This window comes from Kitasatospora sp. NPDC002522 (genome assembly GCF_053595195.1).
Genome location: NZ_JBSFXE010000017.1, coordinates 82,548 through 100,801 on the forward strand (window position 1 = coordinate 82,548; position 18,254 = coordinate 100,801).

22 protein-coding genes and 1 tRNA gene are annotated in these 18,254 nt (G+C 74.0%); 16 read left to right on the forward strand and 7 right to left on the reverse strand.

What is annotated here, in order from left to right:
* Positions 1 to 468: 468 nt before the first annotated feature.
* The 6 genes from ACWD4U_RS16890 to ACWD4U_RS16915 all read left to right on the forward strand — a co-directional run bounded on the left by ACWD4U_RS16890 (position 469) and on the right by ACWD4U_RS16915 (position 6,055).
* Entirely contained in the window at positions 469 to 1,035 is a 567-nt protein-coding gene (locus tag ACWD4U_RS16890; RefSeq protein ID WP_363456755.1) for a TetR/AcrR family transcriptional regulator, read from the forward strand.
* A gap of 114 nt (positions 1,036 to 1,149) precedes the next feature.
* Positions 1,150 to 2,676 carry an MFS transporter gene (locus ACWD4U_RS16895; RefSeq protein WP_363456814.1) on the forward strand — a complete coding sequence of 509 codons (1,527 nt, stop codon included), beginning with the start codon at positions 1,150 to 1,152 and terminating at the stop codon, positions 2,674 to 2,676.
* Positions 2,677 to 2,678: 2 nt separating this feature from the next.
* Entirely contained in the window at positions 2,679 to 3,119 is a 441-nt protein-coding gene (locus ACWD4U_RS16900) for an SRPBCC family protein (RefSeq protein ID WP_363456752.1), read from the forward strand.
* Between the two features lie 86 nt (positions 3,120 to 3,205).
* Positions 3,206 to 4,582, forward strand: a complete 1,377-nt coding sequence (locus ACWD4U_RS16905; RefSeq protein ID WP_363456750.1) for a carotenoid oxygenase family protein — start codon at positions 3,206 to 3,208, stop codon at positions 4,580 to 4,582.
* Positions 4,583 to 4,856: 274 nt separating this feature from the next.
* Positions 4,857 to 5,273 (forward strand): hypothetical protein, encoded by a 417-nt coding sequence (locus ACWD4U_RS16910; RefSeq protein ID WP_363456747.1) that lies wholly within the window; start codon positions 4,857 to 4,859, stop codon positions 5,271 to 5,273.
* Positions 5,270 to 6,055 (forward strand): hypothetical protein, encoded by a 786-nt coding sequence (locus tag ACWD4U_RS16915; RefSeq protein ID WP_363456744.1) that lies wholly within the window; start codon positions 5,270 to 5,272, stop codon positions 6,053 to 6,055. Before ACWD4U_RS16910 ends, ACWD4U_RS16915 begins: the two co-directional genes overlap by 4 nt.
* 7 nt (positions 6,056 to 6,062) lie before the next feature.
* On the opposite strand, the gene ACWD4U_RS16920 is transcribed toward ACWD4U_RS16915, so the two are convergent.
* Positions 6,063 to 6,572, reverse strand: coding sequence for a carboxymuconolactone decarboxylase family protein (locus tag ACWD4U_RS16920; protein WP_363456741.1), 510 nt, complete (start codon positions 6,570 to 6,572; stop codon positions 6,063 to 6,065).
* Between the two features lie 261 nt (positions 6,573 to 6,833).
* Here ACWD4U_RS16920 and ACWD4U_RS16925 point away from each other — a divergent pair, with 261 nt between their 5' ends.
* From ACWD4U_RS16925 to ACWD4U_RS16935, 3 genes are all read left to right on the forward strand, one after another.
* Positions 6,834 to 7,100 (forward strand): hypothetical protein, encoded by a 267-nt coding sequence (locus ACWD4U_RS16925; RefSeq protein ID WP_363456739.1) that lies wholly within the window; start codon positions 6,834 to 6,836, stop codon positions 7,098 to 7,100.
* On the forward strand, positions 7,097 to 7,360 hold the full coding sequence (locus ACWD4U_RS16930; protein WP_363456737.1) for a hypothetical protein: 264 nt from the start codon (positions 7,097 to 7,099) through the stop codon (positions 7,358 to 7,360). The genes ACWD4U_RS16925 and ACWD4U_RS16930 overlap by 4 nt, the downstream gene beginning before the upstream one ends.
* Positions 7,361 to 7,458: 98 nt before the next feature.
* On the forward strand, positions 7,459 to 7,989 hold the full coding sequence (locus ACWD4U_RS16935) for an NUDIX domain-containing protein (RefSeq protein ID WP_363456734.1): 531 nt from the start codon (positions 7,459 to 7,461) through the stop codon (positions 7,987 to 7,989).
* On the opposite strand, the gene ACWD4U_RS16940 is transcribed toward ACWD4U_RS16935, so the two are convergent.
* A complete protein-coding gene (locus tag ACWD4U_RS16940; protein WP_363456731.1) occupies positions 7,986 to 9,410 on the reverse strand; it encodes a hypothetical protein in 1,425 nt (474 codons plus the stop codon). The two genes, ACWD4U_RS16935 and ACWD4U_RS16940, sit on opposite strands and share 4 nt — an antisense overlap.
* Before the next feature lie 211 nt (positions 9,411 to 9,621).
* Here ACWD4U_RS16940 and ACWD4U_RS16945 point away from each other — a divergent pair, with 211 nt between their 5' ends.
* Genes ACWD4U_RS16945 through ACWD4U_RS16955 form a run of 3 tightly spaced genes read left to right on the forward strand, consistent with a single transcriptional unit; the run spans position 9,622 to position 10,387 of the window.
* A complete protein-coding gene (locus ACWD4U_RS16945) occupies positions 9,622 to 9,798 on the forward strand; it encodes a hypothetical protein (RefSeq protein ID WP_363456728.1) in 177 nt (58 codons plus the stop codon).
* Positions 9,799 to 9,854: 56 nt separating this feature from the next.
* Entirely contained in the window at positions 9,855 to 10,088 is a 234-nt protein-coding gene (locus tag ACWD4U_RS16950) for a hypothetical protein (protein ID WP_363456725.1), read from the forward strand.
* Positions 10,085 to 10,387 (forward strand): hypothetical protein, encoded by a 303-nt coding sequence (locus ACWD4U_RS16955; RefSeq protein ID WP_363456722.1) that lies wholly within the window; start codon positions 10,085 to 10,087, stop codon positions 10,385 to 10,387. Before ACWD4U_RS16950 ends, ACWD4U_RS16955 begins: the two co-directional genes overlap by 4 nt.
* Positions 10,388 to 10,766: 379 nt before the next feature.
* Here ACWD4U_RS16955 and ACWD4U_RS16960 read toward each other — a convergent pair.
* Positions 10,767 to 10,842, reverse strand: a tRNA-Lys gene (locus ACWD4U_RS16960).
* A gap of 145 nt (positions 10,843 to 10,987) precedes the next feature.
* Positions 10,988 to 11,659 carry a nucleotidyltransferase domain-containing protein gene (locus ACWD4U_RS16965; protein ID WP_363456719.1) on the reverse strand — a complete coding sequence of 224 codons (672 nt, stop codon included), beginning with the start codon at positions 11,657 to 11,659 and terminating at the stop codon, positions 10,988 to 10,990.
* Between the two features lie 283 nt (positions 11,660 to 11,942).
* Between ACWD4U_RS16965 and ACWD4U_RS16970 the strand changes: the two genes are divergently transcribed.
* Positions 11,943 to 13,133 carry a DNA glycosylase AlkZ-like family protein gene (locus tag ACWD4U_RS16970; RefSeq protein ID WP_363456716.1) on the forward strand — a complete coding sequence of 397 codons (1,191 nt, stop codon included), beginning with the start codon at positions 11,943 to 11,945 and terminating at the stop codon, positions 13,131 to 13,133.
* A 63-nt stretch (positions 13,134 to 13,196) separates the two neighbouring features.
* Here ACWD4U_RS16970 and ACWD4U_RS16975 read toward each other — a convergent pair whose 3' ends face one another.
* On the reverse strand, positions 13,197 to 13,811 hold the full coding sequence (locus ACWD4U_RS16975; RefSeq protein ID WP_363456713.1) for a transglutaminase domain-containing protein: 615 nt from the start codon (positions 13,809 to 13,811) through the stop codon (positions 13,197 to 13,199).
* A gap of 137 nt (positions 13,812 to 13,948) precedes the next feature.
* Between ACWD4U_RS16975 and ACWD4U_RS16980 the strand changes: the two genes are divergently transcribed.
* Positions 13,949 to 14,698 carry an SDR family oxidoreductase gene (locus tag ACWD4U_RS16980; protein ID WP_363456711.1) on the forward strand — a complete coding sequence of 250 codons (750 nt, stop codon included), beginning with the start codon at positions 13,949 to 13,951 and terminating at the stop codon, positions 14,696 to 14,698.
* A 143-nt stretch (positions 14,699 to 14,841) separates the two neighbouring features.
* On the forward strand, positions 14,842 to 15,543 hold the full coding sequence (locus tag ACWD4U_RS16985; RefSeq protein WP_363456708.1) for a tyrosine-protein phosphatase: 702 nt from the start codon (positions 14,842 to 14,844) through the stop codon (positions 15,541 to 15,543).
* 94 nt (positions 15,544 to 15,637) lie between these two features.
* Here the strand turns inward: ACWD4U_RS16985 and ACWD4U_RS16990 are convergent, their stop codons facing one another.
* Positions 15,638 to 16,783 carry a low temperature requirement protein A gene (locus tag ACWD4U_RS16990; RefSeq protein WP_363456705.1) on the reverse strand — a complete coding sequence of 382 codons (1,146 nt, stop codon included), beginning with the start codon at positions 16,781 to 16,783 and terminating at the stop codon, positions 15,638 to 15,640.
* Between the two features lie 169 nt (positions 16,784 to 16,952).
* Here ACWD4U_RS16990 and ACWD4U_RS16995 point away from each other — a divergent pair, with 169 nt between their 5' ends.
* On the forward strand, positions 16,953 to 17,252 hold the full coding sequence (locus ACWD4U_RS16995; protein WP_363456702.1) for a hypothetical protein: 300 nt from the start codon (positions 16,953 to 16,955) through the stop codon (positions 17,250 to 17,252).
* 66 nt (positions 17,253 to 17,318) lie between these two features.
* Here the strand turns inward: ACWD4U_RS16995 and ACWD4U_RS17000 are convergent, their stop codons facing one another.
* Positions 17,319 to 18,131 carry a TIGR02452 family protein gene (locus tag ACWD4U_RS17000; RefSeq protein ID WP_363456700.1) on the reverse strand — a complete coding sequence of 271 codons (813 nt, stop codon included), beginning with the start codon at positions 18,129 to 18,131 and terminating at the stop codon, positions 17,319 to 17,321.
* Positions 18,132 to 18,254: the final 123 nt, after the last annotated feature.

The window sequence follows — 18,254 nt, forward strand, 5'->3', positions numbered from 1 at the left end:
CGCCCCGGCGCGCCGCCCCCTCCGCCAACCCCGCCTCGGCGCACCGACCCTCCGCAATCCCCGCCCCGGCGTGCCGCCCCGTCCGCCAACCCCACCCGCGACACCAGCCCGTCTGCCATCCCCGCCCCCGGCGCGCCGCCCCCTCCGCCAACCCCGCCCCGGCGCACCGACCCTCCGCCAACCCCGCCCCGGCGCACCGCCCCTCCGCCAACCCCGCCTCGGCGCACCGCCCCTCCGCCAACCCCGCCCCGGCGTGCCGCCCCGTCCGCCAACCCCACCCGCGACACCAGCCCGTCTGCCATCCCCGCCTCCGGCTCGCCGCCCCGTCTGCCATCCCCGCCTCCGGCTCGCCGCCCCGTCCGCCACCCACGCCCCGGCGCGCCGCCCCGTTCGCCAACCCCACCCCCGGCACCGACCCGTCTGCCAATCCCGCTTGACACTCAAAAGTGTGAGTGGTTGAGTACTCACATGAAGACGGAACGCCCCCGCCAGCTCTCCACCGCCGAGGAACGCCGCGAGACGGTGCTCCGCACCGCAATCGGCGCCTTCGCCGCCCGCGGCTACTGGGGCACCACCACCACCGAGGTGGCCAAGGCGGCGGGCATCTCCCAGGCCTACGTCTACCGGCTCTTCCCCAGCAAGGAGCAGCTGTTCACCGCCGTGGTCGAGCACTGCTTCGTCCAGGTCCGGGCCGCCCTGGAACAGGCCGCCGCCGACGCCCGCGGCAGCTCCGCCCAGGTGGTCCTGGACGCCATGGGCGACGCGTACGCCCGGCTGATCAGCAACAACGACCTGATGCTGATCCAGTTGCACGCCCAGGCCGCCGCGGTCTCCGAGCCGGCCGTCCGGGCCGCCGCCCAGCAGGGCTACGCCCGGCTGGTGGAGTACGTACGCGGGGCCTCCGGCGGCACCGAGCAGGAGGTCCAGCAGTTCTTCGCGCTGGGCATGCTGTGCCACCTGATCGTGTCGATCGGCGTGGACGAGGTGGACGCCCCGTGGACCCGCACGCTCGCCGCGGGCATCACGCACTACTGACGCACCGACACCCTTCGCTTGCCGGCGGGGCTCCACGCCTCGCCGTTCTTTCGGCCCAGAGAGTGAGTGGTCAACCACACTAACCTGCACTCGGAAGGAGTAGCCGTGACCCGCATGCGCCGCCCCGGACCCGCCCTCGCGGCCCTCGCCGCCGGGCAGTTCACCGTCCTGCTCGCCACCTCCAACGTGAACGTCGCACTCCCCGACATCGCCGCCGCCACCGCCCTCACCGGCACCGGCCCGACCTGGGTGGTCAACGCCTACGGCCTGGCCTTCGGCGCGCTCCTGCTGCCCGGCGGCCGGCTCGCCGACCGGCTCGGCCGCCGCCGGGTGCTGCTCGCCGGACTTGCCCTCTTCGCCCTCGCCTCGCTCACCGCCGGCCTCGCGAACGGCGCGACCCCACTGATCGCCGCCCGCGCCCTCCAGGGCCTCGGCGCCGCCGCCATCGCCCCCGCCGCACTCGCCCTACTCCTCGACCTGCACCCGCCAGGTCCTGACCGCGGCCGCGCCCTCGCCGTCTGGGGCGCCGTCTCCGGAGCGGGCGGAGCGGCCGGCGTCCTGCTCGGCGGAGCCGTCGCCCAGAGCTGGGGCTGGCCGTGGATCTTCCACCTCACCGCGCTCGCCGCCGCCCTCGCCTTCACCGCCACCGCCCTGCTCGTCCCGGCCACCCCGAGCGCGCTGCGCACCGACGGAACCTCACCCTCCTCCACGCCTTCCCCCGCTCACCTCCCCCCTCCCGCTCCCACTCCCCCCTCCTCACCCACCCCCGCTCTCCCCTCCCCTCCCGCCCGCTTCGACCTCGCCGGTGCCGCCACCGTCACCCTCGCCCTCACCGCCCTGGTCTGGGCCCTGACCACCGCCCGCACCAGCGGCTGGACCAGCACCCCCGTCCTGACCGGCCTCGCCGTCGCCGCGCTGCTGACCGGCCTGTTCGCCCGGATCGAGCGCCGCCACCCCGACCCGCTGCTGCCGCCCCGGCTGCTGCGGAGCGGCACCGTCGCCGTCGGCAACCTGCTGACCGCCCTGCTCGGCTCGGTGTGGATCGCCCTCTTCTACTTCCTGCCGCTCTACCAGCAGCAGGTGCTCGGCGCCGGACCACTGCTCACCGGCCTCGGCCAACTTCCGCTCGCCATCACGATGATGCTCGGCTCGGCGGCCGCCCCACGGCTCGCCGCCCGGATCGGCGACCGGGCCACCCTGCTCGGCGCGCTGCTCGCCGCGGCCACCGGACTGCTCTGGCTCTCCCGGCTGGACGCCCACGGCAGCTACGCCGCCGACCTGCTCGGCCCGATGCTGCTGATCGGACTCGGCCTGAGCACCGCGTTCGTCCAGCTCACCGCCCTCTCGGTGGCCGGCGTCCCGGCCCGCGACGCCGGACTGGCCGGCGGACTGGCCAACACCACCCGCCAGTTGGGCGGCACCCTCGGCCTCGCCGTGCTCGCCACCCTGGCCGGGGCCGCCACCGCCCACGCCGCCCACCAGCCGCTGCCCGAGGCCCTGACGGCCGGCTACCGCACCGCCTTCGCCGTCTCCGCCGCCGTCCTCGCCGCGACCGCCGGCCTGGCCGGCGCCCTCACCTGCCGCCTGCGCACCGCCCCGACCCTGATCACCCGTCAGCCCGCCGTCAGGAAAGGCCTGTAGCCATGATCACCATCGACCCGACCGCCCCCGTCGTCGTCCTGCTCGCCATCGAGATCGACGCCCCGATCGAGCGGGTGTGGAACCTGCACACCGACATCGACCACTGGGCCGACTGGCTCGCCGACATCGACAGCGCCACCCTCGACGGCCCGCTGGCGACCGGCGCCTCCTTCCGCTGGCACACCCACGGCCTGGACATCACCTCCACCGTCCAGGAACTCGTCCCCGGCGAGCGGATCGTCTGGGGCGGACCGGCCTCCGGCATCGACGGAGTCCACGTCTGGAGCTTCGAGCGCCACGGCGACGGGGTGCTGGTCCGCACCGAGGAGTCCTGGGCCGGCGCGCCGGTCGAGGCCGCCACCGAGCCGCTGCGCGCCGCGCTGCACGACTCGCTGACCGCATGGCTCGCCACCCTCAAGTCCCGCGCCGAGCGGTCCGCCTGACCCGCCGACTCGTCCTCTCACCCCCGGCTCGTCCTCTCACCCCCCGCCTCGCCCACCCGCCACTCAGCTGCCTAGGAGACACCGCCATGACCACCGCCACGACGTTCGCCGACTCCGCCAAGCCCTACCTGATCGGCCACTACGAGCCCGCCGTCGACGAGATCACCGCCACCTCGCTCCCCGTCGAGGGCACCCTGCCGACCGAGCTGACCGGCCGGCTGATCCGCAACAGCCACAACCCGAAGGCCGGCGTCACCCCGTCCCACTGGTTCAAGGGCAGCGGCATGGTGCACGGCATCCGGCTGCGCGAGGGCCGCGCCGAGTGGTACCGCAACCGCTGGGTGCAGACGCCCGCGCTGGACGGTGCGCCCTACCTCACCGAGCACGGCCCGGACCTCACCGCCTCCTCCGCCGGCACCCACGTCATCGAGCACGGCGGGAAGCTGCTCGCCCTCTGCGAGGCCAACCTCCCGTTCGAGCTGACCGCCGAGCTGGACACCGTCGGCGCCTACGACTTCGGCGGCCGGCTGCGCACCGCGATGACCGCCCACCCGAAGACCGACCCGGTCACCGGGGAGCTGCACTTCTTCGGCTCCTCGCCCTTCCCGCCGTACCTGATGTACTACGTCGCCGACCCGAGCGGCCGGATCACCGAGGCGATCGAGGTACCGGGGGCGAGTGCCGCGCTCAAGCACGACTTCGCGCTGACCCGCAACCACGTGGTCTTCGTCGAGGGCAACGTCACCTTCGACCCGGCCGAGCACTCCGGCATTCCGTACTCCTGGCAGGACGGGCAGCCCGCCCGGATCGGCGTCATGCCGCGCGGCCCGCGCGGCGCCGAGCAGGTCCGCTGGTTCCCGATCGCCCCCGGCAGCATGCTGCACACCGCCAACGCCTACGAGGACGCGGCCGGCCGGATCGTGCTGGAGGGTCCGACCGTCGACCGCGAGGGCTTCCGCCTCTCCTGGAACTGGTGGGTCGGCGCGCCGGACCGCGGCAGCGAGCCCAACACCCGTTCCCTGAACCGCCGCTGGGTGATCGACCTGGCAGCCGGCCGGGTCCGCGAGGAGATCGTCGACGACCTGGCGATCGAGTTCCCCACCTTCAACGAGGACCTCCTCGGCGCCGAGCACCGCTACCTCTACGCCGTCTCCTTCCCCGACCAGCACGGCCAGGGTGGCTACGGCCTGGTCAAGTACGACCGCACCACCGGCGAGCGCCTGCTCTCCCCCGTCGGCGACGCCCGGATGCCCAGCGAGGCGGTCTTCGTCCCCGCCGACGGCGCCACCCGCGAGGACGACGGCTACCTGCTCACCGTCGTCTCCGACCTCAAGCAGGACGCCTCCCAGCTCCTGGTCCTGGACGCCGCCGACCTCGCCACCGTCGCCACCGTCCACCTGCCCCGCCGGGTCACCGCCGGCATCCACGGCTCCTGGATCCCCGACACCGCCCTGGGCAACTAGGCGCTCGCTACGGCCGGCCCCGGTGGAGCACCCGCTCCACCGGGGCCGCGACACGCCCCGCACCGGGCCTCTGTCCGGCCCTCGCCTTCGCCTTCGCCCCCGCTCTCGCCCTCGCCCTCGCCCTCGCCCTCGCCCTCGCCCTCGCCCTCGCCGGCACTCTCCGCCTGGCCGCCCTCTTCCCCTTCCCATCCGGCCCGGGTCCCGCGCTTGAAAGCGGGTCGGCCGGTGTTGGATGCTGTCTGCACGCATTCAACTTGCTCGGGGAGAGGCAGAGTTGAACTGGTTGGCGGCGGCGGGGTACGGGGCTGTGGGCGGCGCGCTGGTCGAACTGGTGGTCACCAACGGCCGCCTGCTGGCCTGGCAGGCCGCACGGCACCGCGCCCGCGAACACCCCCGCCGCCGGGTGCCGCCACTGCGGAACTTCATCGACCCGTCCGCGGACGTCGCCGCCGCGCTCAGCCGCATCGCCCTCGGCGCACTCGGCGGCTGGCTGCTGCACTCCCAGATCAGCGGCCTGTACGCCGCCGTCGCCGCCGGAGCCTCGGCGCCCGCGCTGCTGCGCCAACTCGGCACCGCCACCAGCCTGCAGAACATCGTCGGTGGCACCGAGCCGCCCCCGCCGAATCCCCCGGACGACCGCCCGCTGGCCCCGCTCCCCGCCGGCAGCCCGACCGGGGAGGTCGGCCCGTGACCTTCGGCAACCGCTACCTCGGCTCCCTCCTCACCCGCACCCCACAGCCGCCCACGCCGACCGGGCACCGTCTCAGCCGCGAACTCCCCTGGTGGCGCCGCTACCTGGCCTCGCTCATCGACGCCCCGGCCACCGCCCCGGCCACCGACGCGGCCGCACCGCTCGCCGCGACCGCCCCGCGCCGCGCCGCCACGGCGCCGCCCGTCCTGGCGTCACCGCCGCAGCGGCTCCGGAGCAGCGTCGGGGCGGGGGCCATCGCTGTCCCCGGCCGCACCGCCCGGGCCTGGCCGGGTTTCGTCGCCGCCGCGGCCGGCCTGGTCAGCGTCGTCCTGGTCTTCGTGGCCGTCAGCATCTCGCCGTCCTCGTCACCGCCCCCGGGCGCCACGACGATGCCCGCCAACCCCACCTCCCCTCCCCACACCGGCAACCCGCGACCCGCGACGCCGACGCCCGAGCCCTCGCCGACTCCGTCCCGCACACCGTCGGTCCGCCTGGTCTGCGACCAGGCCACGCAGTCCCTGGCCGCCTTCCACCGAACCGCCGACGGCACCCCGGACAGCCGGGCGGACGCGGCCGACCGGGCCGTCGTCGAGCTCGACCGCCTGCTCCCGATTGCCTCGGCCGCCCTCTACCGACTGATCGCCGACCTGTCCGACGACCTCGGCCAACTGCGCGGCGACCAACTACGCGGCGACCCGTCCGTCCGGCTCGCGAAGATCGACGCCGACGCCGCCCAGCTCGGTCAGACGTGCGGCGCCCTCACCCGTCCCGCCGACACCTGAGCCCGGCTCAGGTCCACTGCTCGGACGGCTTCACCCCCGGCACCGGCTTGCCGATCAGCGCGAGCGGGACGAAGAAGTTCACCTGCCCGATCGCGAGCACCAGCGTGGTGAGCGCCTTCGGGTCGTAGAGCGCGGCCGCCTCGGCGTACAGCTCGTCCGGGACACGCTCGCCGCGCTGACTCGGCGTCAGCACCGCCTCGACCAGCGCGAGCGCCACCCGCTCCGCAGGAGTGAAGTACGGTGCCGTCCGCCAGGACGCCACCGCGGTGATCCGCTCCTCGGTCTCCCCCGCCTTCCGCAGCATCCCGGCGTTCAGCATCACCAGGTAGGTGCTCTCGACGAGTTGACCGGCCCGCAGGTGCATCAGCGCGATCGTCGTACGCGGCACCGACCGGTTCCCCGTCGCCCGGAACAGCCAGCCCGACAGCTCCTCCAGCTCCGGCACCTGCGCCACCGGGTCCGACATCCGCGACCGGAGTTCCTGGGCCTCGACGCTCTGGGTGGAAACAGTGTTCATGGGTCATCCCTCTCTCGGGTGCGTTCCTCGCTCTCACCGCACTGACCCCGCCCAGCCACCGAATGTGACACGCGCCGCCGACCGCATGCCGCGGCCCCCGCTCGCCGCACACGCATCCGGGGGACCCGCGCTCGGCGCACCCACATCCGGCGAGCACGCGTTCGGATACCCAGGCCCAGCTGGACGCCGCCGCGGCGGCTGGCGCCCGGGCCGCGCTCGGCGCCGCGCTGCCGAAGGGGACCTGACCATGAAGGACTCGACTTGCGCGTCGTCCGTACCGTCTTCGCGGTCGTGGTCGGTGCCGCCGAGGGCATGCCGCTGCTCGTGCACAGTGCCGGGATCCGGGACACCGTGCCGGGCCTGGGTGTCGTGCTCGCGGTCTCCGGTTCCGTTACCCGGCTGCTCGCGCTGCCGCTGGTGGCCGGCTGGCTGCCGTCCTGGCTGCGGGCCTGGCTGCGGGCCGCGCCGGCCAAGGCGTCGCTGCCGCTGATCGAGCCGGTCCCACCGCTCCCGCCGGAGGCCACGTGACGTCCCCACCGCAGGATGGCGGCGTCTCGGTCGCCCTGGAGCTCGCCGAGCTGCGTAGGAGCGTGGACGTGGGATTCGCCCACACGGACGGGCAGTTGAACCTGCTGCTGCAGCGCGCGGACCAGACCGACGCGCGGGTCGCGGACCTGGACAAGCGGGTGGACGGGCCGGAGCGCAACCACTTGCCGCTGCCGGCCCTCGGCGCGTTGACGGGCCTGGCCGCGCTGGTCCTCGCCGCGATCACTCTGATTCAGCACTGAACACGCCCCGCCCCTCGGCTTCGGTCGACGGGCGGGGCGCTTCGTCCTGTCCGGGGTCAACGGCCGTACCGGACAATGCCCGTGGGATGATCACGGGTATGAGCGAGTGGACCGTGTACGGTAGCCGCCCCATCTACACCAGCCCTTGGGTGAACTTGGAGCTGGTCGACGTCGAACCTCCGGGCCAGCCGCGCTACGAGCACCATCTGGTCCGGTTCGCGCCGGTCGCTGCCACCGTGGTGCTCAACAACCGCGACGAGGTGCTGATGATGTGGCGCCACCGCTTCGCTACCGACACCTGGAACTGGGAGATCCCGTCAGGCATCGTCGAGGGCGGGGAGACCTTGGCCGCGGCAGCCGCCCGGGAGGTCGAGGAGGAGACCGGCTGGCGCGTCACCGCAGTCAAACCGCTCGCCTATAACCAGCCCATCGGCGGGATGAGCAACGCCGAGCACCACGTCTTCCTGGCCCGCAGCGCCGAGTTCATCGCCCCGCCCGTCGACACCCACGAGGCCGACCGGATCGAGTGGATCCCGCTCGAGCGGATCCAGGACATGATCGACCGGCGCGAGATCGTGGCCGGCGTCGCCGTCACCGGGCTGCTGCAGGTACTGGCCCGCCGACCCTAGCCGGGGAGCGCCAGGAACTCCGACTCCTCGATCATCTCCCGCAGTCCGGCCACCATCGGACTCCGGACGCCGCGCATCGGCACGTTGGCGGCGACCTCCCGGGCGCGGGCCAGGACGATGCCCGTCCGGTGCTCGGCGGGCAGGGAGTCCAGCGCCATCGTGCCGACCTGCGCGCCGGTGCTGATCTCGCCGACGCCGATCAGGCCGGCTGCCTGGTCGAGCGCGATCAGCGCCCGGTCGAGCCGCTCGGCTGGGGAGTACATGGCCAGGGCCTCGTCGAGGGCGAGCTGGGCGCGCCGGGTGTCGCCGAGAGCGGTGTGCATGCTGCCGATGTGCCAGCGGAGTTGGCGGGCGGTGTAGCCATAGGCGAGGTCGCTGGTGTGCCGGTCGTCGAGGCGCTCGAAGGCGCGCTCGGCGAGCGCCATGGCCGCGCGTGCGTCGTCGGCGCGGCCCAGCCGGGCCAGCGACCGTGCCTCCAGGGCCGGCGCCCACGCGGCGGTCGCGCAAGCCGTGGATCCGGCCACCAGGCGGGCCCGCTCCGCGAGCTGGGCAGATGCCGCTGGGCTGCCGTAGTAGAAGGGGATGACCGCCTCGCGGGCCAGCAGCCACGCTCGCAGCGCGCGGTCGCCCGTCTCCTCCGCAGCGAGCTGCGCGCACCGGAACCACTCCCTCGCCTCGCGGTGCGCGCCGAGCGCTACAAGCGCCATCCCGGCCGCGCCAGCGAGCTGGGCGGCCACGTGGCAGAGGCGACTACGCCGATCGGCAGGCTGCCGGTGCGTCAGGAACTGCTGCACCTCGACGAAGTCGAGCACTGCGCCACCGAGCATCTGCCCCGGGGGGACGACCTGGTACGACTGGCCGTGCTCGGCGGCCGACCGCTCCCACTGGTCGATGGTGGTCTCGGCCAGCCCGTCGGCGAGGGTTTCGGACATGCCATGCCGGGCGGCAGCGAGGGTGTCGAGAACCTGTCCCGACAGGGTCACCCCGAGCCCGTCGAGCAGGCCGTGCAGTATCGCCCGCTGCTCGGCAGGCGCCTGATGCCCGCGTTGTGCGATGCGTCCAGCGAGCGGCGCCGTGTTATGGGCGACGCCTTGCTGGCCGGCTGGGGTGTAGTCCCGCCCGAACCCGAGTCGGTCGGGACGGGTCTGGTACAGCTCGCACAGTCCGTCGAGGTGGGAGTCTCCGGGGCGGACCGCGCCAGTCTCCCAACTGGAGAGCTGCTGCACCGTCACGGGGCCACGGGCCGCACGATATGCCGCCGCTGCCTGGACGAGAGTCCAGCCGCGGGCGAGCCGGTGAGCCTGGGTGAGCGACACGTCGGCAGCCTGGGCGATCCGGGACGCGAGGTCCCACGCCGTCCAGCCCTCCGTCTCGGCGGTCGCACGTAACTGGGCGGCTGTGCTCCGGGCCGACGGGCTCATGCTCACTCCTGCAGCGGTAGTGGCGGTGACACCACGGTAGCGCCGGGGGCTGGCACGCATGGCCGCCTTCACGGGCTGACGGTGAGAACCCTGCTGAAGCATCATCACCACACCGTGAGAACCCGCGGTTGTCATGACGGGACCGTCATTGCCTGCCCCGCAGTCCTGGTCGAACCTGATCGCGATGCGGTCAGCTCGCAAGGAGGAACCCATGGCCGAGACCAGAGAGCACCCCTGCCTCGCCCCCCTGCCGGGCGAGGAGCCGCGGCACCGGCCGTGCGGCACGTGCGGGCGCTGCGTGTCCGGAACTGGCCGGGACCGTAACCCGAACACCACCGACTGCTACGACGACTACCTCACCGCCGCCACGACCTGGCGGTCGGCGTGAGCCGGGTCTCTGCGGCACCAACGCGCCCAGCGGTCACCGTGGGGATCACTGGGATCATGGAGCCCCGCGAGTTCCCCACGCTGCCCGCCGCACTCAGAGTGCTGTGGGATGCCCTGCGGGCGCTGCCGATGGGCAGTGGCCAGTACGACGCGTACCAGTCTCTCCTCTGCGGCGAGGACGCTGCGGAGACCGTCACCCTGCTGTTCGACCGACGGCCAAGTGTGACGTACTCCGTGGTGATCGAGGGGCGAACGCACGCCGTGGTGATCTCACGTCAGGCGGGCGCGTGACGTCCACCATCGCCACGGCGGCATACCGCGAGGTCGTGCTGGACGCCGCATGCCAGTACGTGCGCGGCACTGGGTTCGACGTGGCGATACGGCAGATGCGCTGCCGGTGCTACTACCTGATGGCCATGGCCGACCCGAACTCGCCATCCGACCACGCCGCCATCCTCCAGCTCACGCAGGCTGCTGGCAGGTTGGCGATCAGCGCCAGCAGCGACACCGACACGTTGAGCAACGTCGTGGCCGTGATCGCTGAGCCAATGTGTTCCAGTCGGGAACTCCCGCCCGGGTGGCCGGTGTGAAGGCACCGCAGGCGCCGCCAATTCAGGCGTCCGGGTTCTGTGTGCGGTGCGGGCAGTACGCCCGGGGCGAGCTGGTCGCCTCGATCAACCGGTACGCGGAGTCGATCCGGAACCACCCAGGCTGCCGGCCGGACGCCCGACCGTCGCACCTTCGACGCACCGGCCGCCTAGCTCAAGGCGACTCATACACTAGTTCGATACCATGCGAACCGAACGGATCGAGGGCTGCAGCCCCGACGCCGTCCGAACCTCCGCTCCACCAGCGCGACCTCATCGGCCCGGCTGCCCTTCAAGCGGTCGGGCCGACGCACACCACCGGCGTTCGAATGAAGACGGCCCCTCATCAGGCTCAAGTAGCTGATGAGGGGCCGTCTTACTGTGGTGGGCCGCCAGGGGTTCGAACCCTGAACCTACGGATTAAAAGTCCGCAGCTCTGCCAATTGAGCTAGCGGCCCGGTGGCCGGCGGTTGTCCGGTGGGACAGCGCCTGCCGGGGTGATCCTACCTGGTGACCCGTGGCGGATGGCCAGCGGATTGCCGGGGCGGGTCGCGGGCTCGGCGAGGTGTCGACGGTGGGTCAGGGACCAGGTCGGGTCGCAGGTCAGGCGGTTGGGAGGTGGGCGGCGCGGACGCGGCGGAGCCAGTCCTCGACCGGGCGTTCGTCGGGGGCGTCGGGGAGGACGCCGGGGCGGGCGAGGCGGTGTTCGGCGTCGGCGAGCAGCGCGGCGGCCTCCTGCGGGTGTTCCGCGTAGCGTTCGCCGAGCTCGCGGACGCCGTCCGGGTCGGGCAGCCGGATCTCCAGGCGGCCGGTCTCGTGGAGGTGGACGCCCTGGCGGACCAGCCGGACCAGGTGGCGGGCGTTCTTCGCGGCCTTGGCCCGGCCCCGCGGGTCGGCGGTGTCCCGGGCGGTGAGCTTGCGGAACTGCTGGCCGGCGTAGCCGAGATAGGAGTTGCGGACCGCGCCCGCGCTCAGGAAGCTGCTCCGGATGGCGATCAGCTCCTCGCCGAGCGGCGTCCGGACTTCGTACAACTCCTCGGGCAGCCAGGCCAGTTCGGCGGCGGTCGGGTTGCCGCCGAGCGCGAGGCGGCACCACTTGGCGGCCTCGTGCAGGGTGCGGTCGGGCGCGGTGGTGACGTGCGACTCGGTGGGCCGGTGCAGGCCGTGGAAGGCGACGGTGGGTGCGGCGAACAGGCCGAGCCGGTCGAGGTCGGAGCCCGCGTGGGCGAGGCCGTACGCGGTGGAGCCGACGATGCCGGAGAGCAGGACGTGCACGGGTGGTCGCCTCCCAACGGACGGGCCCTCGCGGGCGTCACGGGCGTCACGGGCGTCACGGGCCTCGCGCGGCCGCAACGACCCGCGACGGCCCGCGGCGACCCTCGACGGCCCTTGACGGGCCTGGATTCGGTTCCGGCAGTCTGACCGCTCCGCACCCGGACACGCGAACGATTTCCGCCCCCCGTCGCCCCCGTCCGCCCGCCCCCCTCGCCCACGCTCCCGACACGGCCCGGGGCCGCCGCTACCGGCCGGGTGCCCGCCGCCGCCGGATACTGGGCGCATGGCGAACGGCGAGATCCCAGCGGCGAAGCTGCGGGCCTGGTGGGCGCAGCGGCAGTGGTTGGACGGCGGCCGACGCGTGGGGGCGTCCGCGGCCGAGGTGTTGGCGGCGACGGGGTGGGCCCGGTCGGTGGGCGGGGCGGCGCCGTACCTGGGGCTGTTCGCCCGGGCGGGCCTGGGGCGGGCGGCGGTGGACGCGGCGGTGGCGGCACTGGAGGTGCACGAGCTGCCCTCCGCCCGGGGCTGTACGTACGTGCTGCCGGCGCGGGACTTCGCGCTGGGCCTGGCCGCGGGCGCAGGTGCGCCGGAGGCGGAGCTCACCGCGGCGGCCAAGCATCTGGGAGTGACCCGGGACGAGGTGGAGCAGCTCTGCCTGACCGTGCGCCAACTCCTGGACGACGAACAGCCGTTGGATCCATCGGCGATTCGCGCCGGAGCGGGCCCGACCGCCCGTTCGCTCGGGGAGCCGGGACGCAAGCGCGGACTGTCGACCACCCTGCCGCTGGCGCTGGGCCTGCTGCAGGCTCGCGGGCTGATCCGCCGAGTGCCGGTCAACGGCCGCCTGGACCAGCAGCGTTACGGTTACGTGCGCTGGGAGCAGCCGGTGCACGGTTCGGCGGCGGAGCTGGCGGAGCGGTACTTCGCCTGGGCGGCGCCCGCCTCGGTGAAGCACTTCCGCTGGTTCTCGGGCTTCACTGCGGCCACCGCCAAAGCCGCACTGACGCCCCTGGAACTGGTCGAGCTGCCGGGCACCGACTTGCTGATGCCCGCCGAACTGCTGGACGAGTTCCAGCAGTTCACCATCCCGACCGAGCCCTCGTACGCGCTGCTGGCCGGTATCGACGGGTTGCACCTGCTGCACCGCGACCTGTCCAGGCTGGTCGACGCACTCGACGCCGGCCGCCCGGTCCCGGCGTCCCGGACCGGGCGGAGCTTCGGCGGCGAGGCCGACCCGCAGACCCACCTGGTGGTGGACCGCGGGCGGATCATCGGCTTCTGGGAGTACGACCCCGAACAGCGCGAGCTGGTGCACCAGTTGTTCGTACCGAAGGACGCCGCGCTGCAGGAGGCGATCGAGCGGACCGAGGCGTTCGTCCGCGACGAGCTCGGCGACGCCCGCGGCTTCAGCCTGGACTCGCCGAAGAGCCGCGCCCCGAAGCTCGCCGCCCTCCGCGCGGCGGCCGACACCTGACGCATCGTCGGCCACCACGTGACGGCCCGCCCGCAGACGCCTGATGTCCCGCCGGTCCCCGTGCTAGCTCGCGTCCGGGAGTTCCAGCGGCAGGTGGTCGAACCCGGCGGTTCCCGGGCGGCCGGTGGCGAGGCCGGCCAGCAGCTCGGGCGGCACCGCGGCGTAGACGGTGCCGTAGTGGTGCTCTCCGAGGGCGGGGTCGTTCGCCCAGGCGGGCTGCTCGTCGGCGGGGCGGACCGCGAAGCGGCCGTCGGCGCCGTTCCGGTTGCCCCGGGCGTCCAGTCGCACCCAGGACGAACTCTCCGGCCAGTACACGGCGTTGAGGCCGTGCAGCACCTCCAGCTTCTGGTAGCAGAGGCCGGTGGGGATGCCGTTGGCGCGCAGCAGCGCGGCCAGCAGGTGGGCCTTGCCGTGGCAGATCGCGTTGCCCGCGGCGAGCACGTCCGAGGCCCGGTACGCGGCGCTCCACTCACCGATGTCGGCGGAGTGGTCGATCTCGTCCCGGACGTAGGTGAACACCGCCTCGGCGGTGGCCTCCGGGTCGGAGCGCCGCAGCGCGGCGGCCCGTTCGCGGATCAGCGGGTGGTGGTGGTCGACCACCTCGTCGGCGGCGAGGTACGCGGCCGGGTCGGCGTGGTCGGGGCTCAGCGGCCCGTGCGGGGAGGCGGGTTGGTCCATGGCGCCGATGCTGCGCGGGCGGACGGGTCGACTGCAAAGGCATTTCGCCCCGTGGACCACGGCATCGACTACGGTCGGTCGTACCTCAACGGAGGTGCTGCCCCGACAGGGGACCGGCCTCACCGGAAGGAGCAGGCATGACCGACGAGGTACTCGTGGTCACCGGCGGCGGACACGGCATCGGGGCGGCCACCGCGGTGCTGGCGGCGGAGCGCGGCTACCGGGTGTGCGTCAACTACCGGGCCGACCAAGGCGCGGCGGACGCGGTGGTGGAACGGATCCGGGCGGCGGGCGGCACCGCGGTGGCGGTCCGCGCGGACGTCACCACCACCGCCGAGGTGGAGCGGCTGTTCGACACCGCGGAGCGCGAACTCGGGCCGGTGACCGCGCTGGTGAACAACGCGGGCACGCTGGAGAAGCAGAGCCGGCTGGACCAGCTCGACGAGGACCGGCTGAACCGGATCTGGGCCGCGAACATCACCGGCCCGTTCCTGTGCGCGGCGGCGGCGGTGCGCCGGATGTCCACCCGGTACGGCGGGCGCGGCGGGGCGATCGTCAACGTCGGCTCGGCGGCGTCCCGGCTCGGCTCGCCGAACGAGTACGTCGACTACGCGGCGTCCAAGGGCGCGCTGGACTCGATGACCCGCGGCCTGTCGCTGGAGGTCGCCGCCGAGGGCATCCGGGTCAACGCGGTGCGGCCGGGGCTGATCCACACCGGCATCCACGCGCTCGGCGGCGAGCCCGGCCGGGTCGACCGGGTCGCCCCCCACCTGCCGATGCAGCGCGGCGGGCAGCCCGAGGAGGTCGCGGAGGCCATCCTCTACCTGCTCTCCCCCGGCGCCTCGTACGTCACCGGCTCCTTCCTGGACGTCGCGGGCGGACGCTGACGCCACGACGCCCGGGCTCGTCCGAGTCCCACGGCGCCGGGCTCCGTCGAAACCCACGCCGGCGTGAACATCACGGAATCCGGCGGTACCGGTTCGGTCAACGCGGGGGCGCGCGGGCCCGCCGCGCGCCTACCGTTGCCCGCATGACCGACAGAGAGCTGGACGCCGCGCCCTTCCTCGCCATCCCCGACGTGCCGAACTTCCGCGACGCCGGAGCGGGGGTGTTCCGCCCCGGGCTGCTCTACCGGTCGGCGACCCTGAACCGGCTCACCGAGGAGGGTGCCGCCAAACTCAAGGAGCTCGGCGTCCGTACCGTCGTCGACCTGCGCAGCTCCGTCGAGCTCGACCACTGGCCGGACCGGCTCCACGGCCTGGACGTCGACTACCGCCACCTGCCGCTGCTGCCCGACCCGGCCACCACCGACCGGGCATGGCCGGAGGACCAGGCCGCGCTCTACCCGTTCATGGCCGAGGTCGGCGGCGTGGCCATCGCCGGCGCCGTCCGCGCCCTCGCCGCCGGCGGGCCCGTGGTCGTCCACTGCGCCGTCGGCAAGGACCGCACCGGCCTGACCATCGCCGTCCTGCAGTCCCTGGCCGGCCTCCCCGCCGCCCGGATCACCGAGGACTTCGTCCGCTCCAACACCGGCCTCGGCCTCGACGGCGGCCCGATCCCGTACACCGACGAGGCCGGTGTCGAACGCCTCTCCCGCCCCGTCGCCGCCGATCATCTCCACTCCGCCCTCACCCGCATCCAGGACCTCCACGGCTCGCTCGAGTCCTACCTCCTCGCCCACGGCACCACCGAGGAGGAACTCACCACCCTCCGCACCCTCGGGCCCGCCTGAGCGACCCGCCAGAGCGACCCGCCAGAGCGACCCGCCAGAGCGACCCGCCAGAGCGACCCGCCGAAGGGACCCGCCGAAGGGACCCGACGGAGCGTCAGGAAGCGGACGTCCGGCGCTCCTCCGCCGCGAAGGCCGCGGCCAGGATGGCGGCGGTGGCGAGGAGTTGCGCGACGGCGGAGAGCTGGGTGCCGAGCGGGACCGCGGCGAGGACGAGGGCGGCGGCGAGCAGACGGGTGTGATGGGGGGTCAGGGCAAAGGTGCGGCGGATGGCGGTGTTGGCGAGCAGGAAGAGGGCGGTGCCGCCGGCCAGGGCGAGGGCTTCGGGGAGGTGCAGCGGGGCGCCGGGGTGGGCGGTGGCGGACTTGGCGCCGGTGGCCAGCAGGATGACCCCGAGCAGGAGGGCGTAGTGGCCCAGGTTGTAGACGCGGACGGCGAGTTGGTTGCGCCGCGCGTCGTCGAGGGCAGCCATCGCCGCCGCCGCGCGCTCGTCGTCGTCGGCGCCGAAGTACGCCCACCAGAGGCCGACGCAGACCGCGAGGGCGAGCAGCGCGGTGCCCACCAGCAGCGGGGTGAGCTCGGTGTCGCCGACGCCCACGCCGATGGCGATCACGGACTCGCCGAAGGCGATGATCACCACCAGGCCGTGGCGTTCCACGAAGTGGTCGGCGCGCAGCCGGAACCGGGGTAGGTCGACCAGGTACGGGTTGGCCAGCTGGATGCCGAACGCGGCGGTCCAGAGCAGGAGTTCCGCCCCGCCCTGGAGATGGCCGCCGATGATCACCAGCACGGCGATGGCCAGGTTGAGCCCGCCCATCCGGGCCACCGCGCCGGGCCGCACCCCGGCGGTGGCGAACATCCCGGTGTGCACGGCGACCACCAGCAGGTAGGCCCAGCCGAAGACCTCGCCGGCGCCCTCGAAGGCGCGCGGCACGCTGAGCGCGATCACCAGGAAGCCGACCATGCCGAGCAGCATCAGCCCGCGCCGCGGGTGGGTGCGCGGTGGCAGCGCGTTGGCGACCCAGATGAAGGCGTCGTACATCCACCAGATCACGGCCAGCATCACCAGCACCCGGGCGAGGCCGCCGGGTGTGAGGTGGTGGGAGAGACTCCCGGTGAGCTGGGTGATCACGAACACGAAGACCAGGTCGAAGAAGAGCTCCAACGGGCTGGCCCGCAGCTCGTTCTCCCCCGCCTGCACCGCCTCGGCGTCCCCCGCCTGCGCAACCTCTCGGTACGTCACGGCCCGAGTATCGCAGTCGCCCGCCACCGCCCCGCGGGGCGGCTCGTTAGCACCGTTACCGTGGACGAACCGTTCCGGCAGCCGCTCCACCCGCCCCACCCCCCAAGCATTCCGTGCCCCACTCCGGACACCCCGTCCCGTGCACCCCACCCTGTGAGGAGTCGATCCCATGGCCCGTTTCCCCGCCACCACCGCCGTCGCCGCCGTCGGACTGCTCGGCGGCTACGCCACCGCCCGGTTCAGCGGTCGCCGCGAACTCGGCGGCGCGGTGCTGGCCGCCGCCGGGACCACCGCCGCGGTGCGCTGGCAGCGCCGTTCCGGCACCCCCGCCGCGGCCGGCCTGACCGCGCTGTACCTGGCCGCGTTCGGCGGCTCGCACCCGCTGGCGAAGAAGATCGGCGCCTGGCCGGCCGTCCTCACCGTCACCGGCGTGGTCGCCGCAGCCTCCGCCCTCGCCACCCGCGACTGACCGGACAACCGGCCGGCCCACGAACCGACCGCCCGGAGAGCCGGCGGACCGCTGGCTGACGCAGCGTCAGGAGCCGAAGCGTGCCTCGAACGCGGCCCGGTTCGCCGACACCGGCGTGCGGTCCCACACCGCGAACACCACCCGCTCGAACGCCGCGCCCCGGCGGTCCAGGGCGTGCGCGAAGGCCTCGGCCACCTCGGCCGGGTCGTTGCGGAAGACCCCGCAGCCCCAGGCCCCGAGCACCAGGGTGCGGACCTCGTGCCGGGCGGCCACCGCGAGGACGCGTTCGGCGCGCTCGGCCAGCACCCCGCGGACGTCCGGCGGCGCGGCGGGCGAACGCAGCGCCAACTGGCCCGCGTTGGGCGCCGGCGAGGTGAGGAAGCCGACCCGGTGGGGGCGGTCCAGCAGCCTGCCGTGGTCGTCCCGGATCACCGGCACGTCCGGCGACCAGATCACCCGGTGGCTGTAGTGCAGGTCGGTGGAGGCCCGGTGCGCCTCGTAGTAGTCGGGGGCCTCCAGCAGGCAGCGGTACAGCAGGGCGCTGCGGCAGAGGTCCTCCTCCTGCGCCTTCGCGCCGCGCAGGTACCCGCCGCCGGGGTTGCGCGCCGAGGCGAAGTTCAGCACCGCGACGCCCGGCCCGCCGGCCTCCACCAGCCGCCGGGCCGCCTGCATGCTGCCCTCCGCGGTCACCTCGACCGTCCCGGCGAACCGTCCGCTCCCGGGCCCGAAGTCGGCCTCCGGCGGGTAGGACACCGTCCCGGCCCGGGCCGCGGCCAGCTGCTCGGCGATCTCCACCGCCACCCCGGCGTCGCTCCGGTAGCCGCCGCGGTCGGCGATCTCCTCGTTCTGCGCGGCGACCTCGCGCTGCCTGCTGCTCATGCCCCGGACCGTAACCGGGCCCGGCGACCCGCCACCACCGCATTTCACCGACGCACCGGCCGCCCGGGAAAAATCTTCGGCGGCGTTGTCGAGAACCCGCGCGCTGCTCCGTCCCCGGGGTGA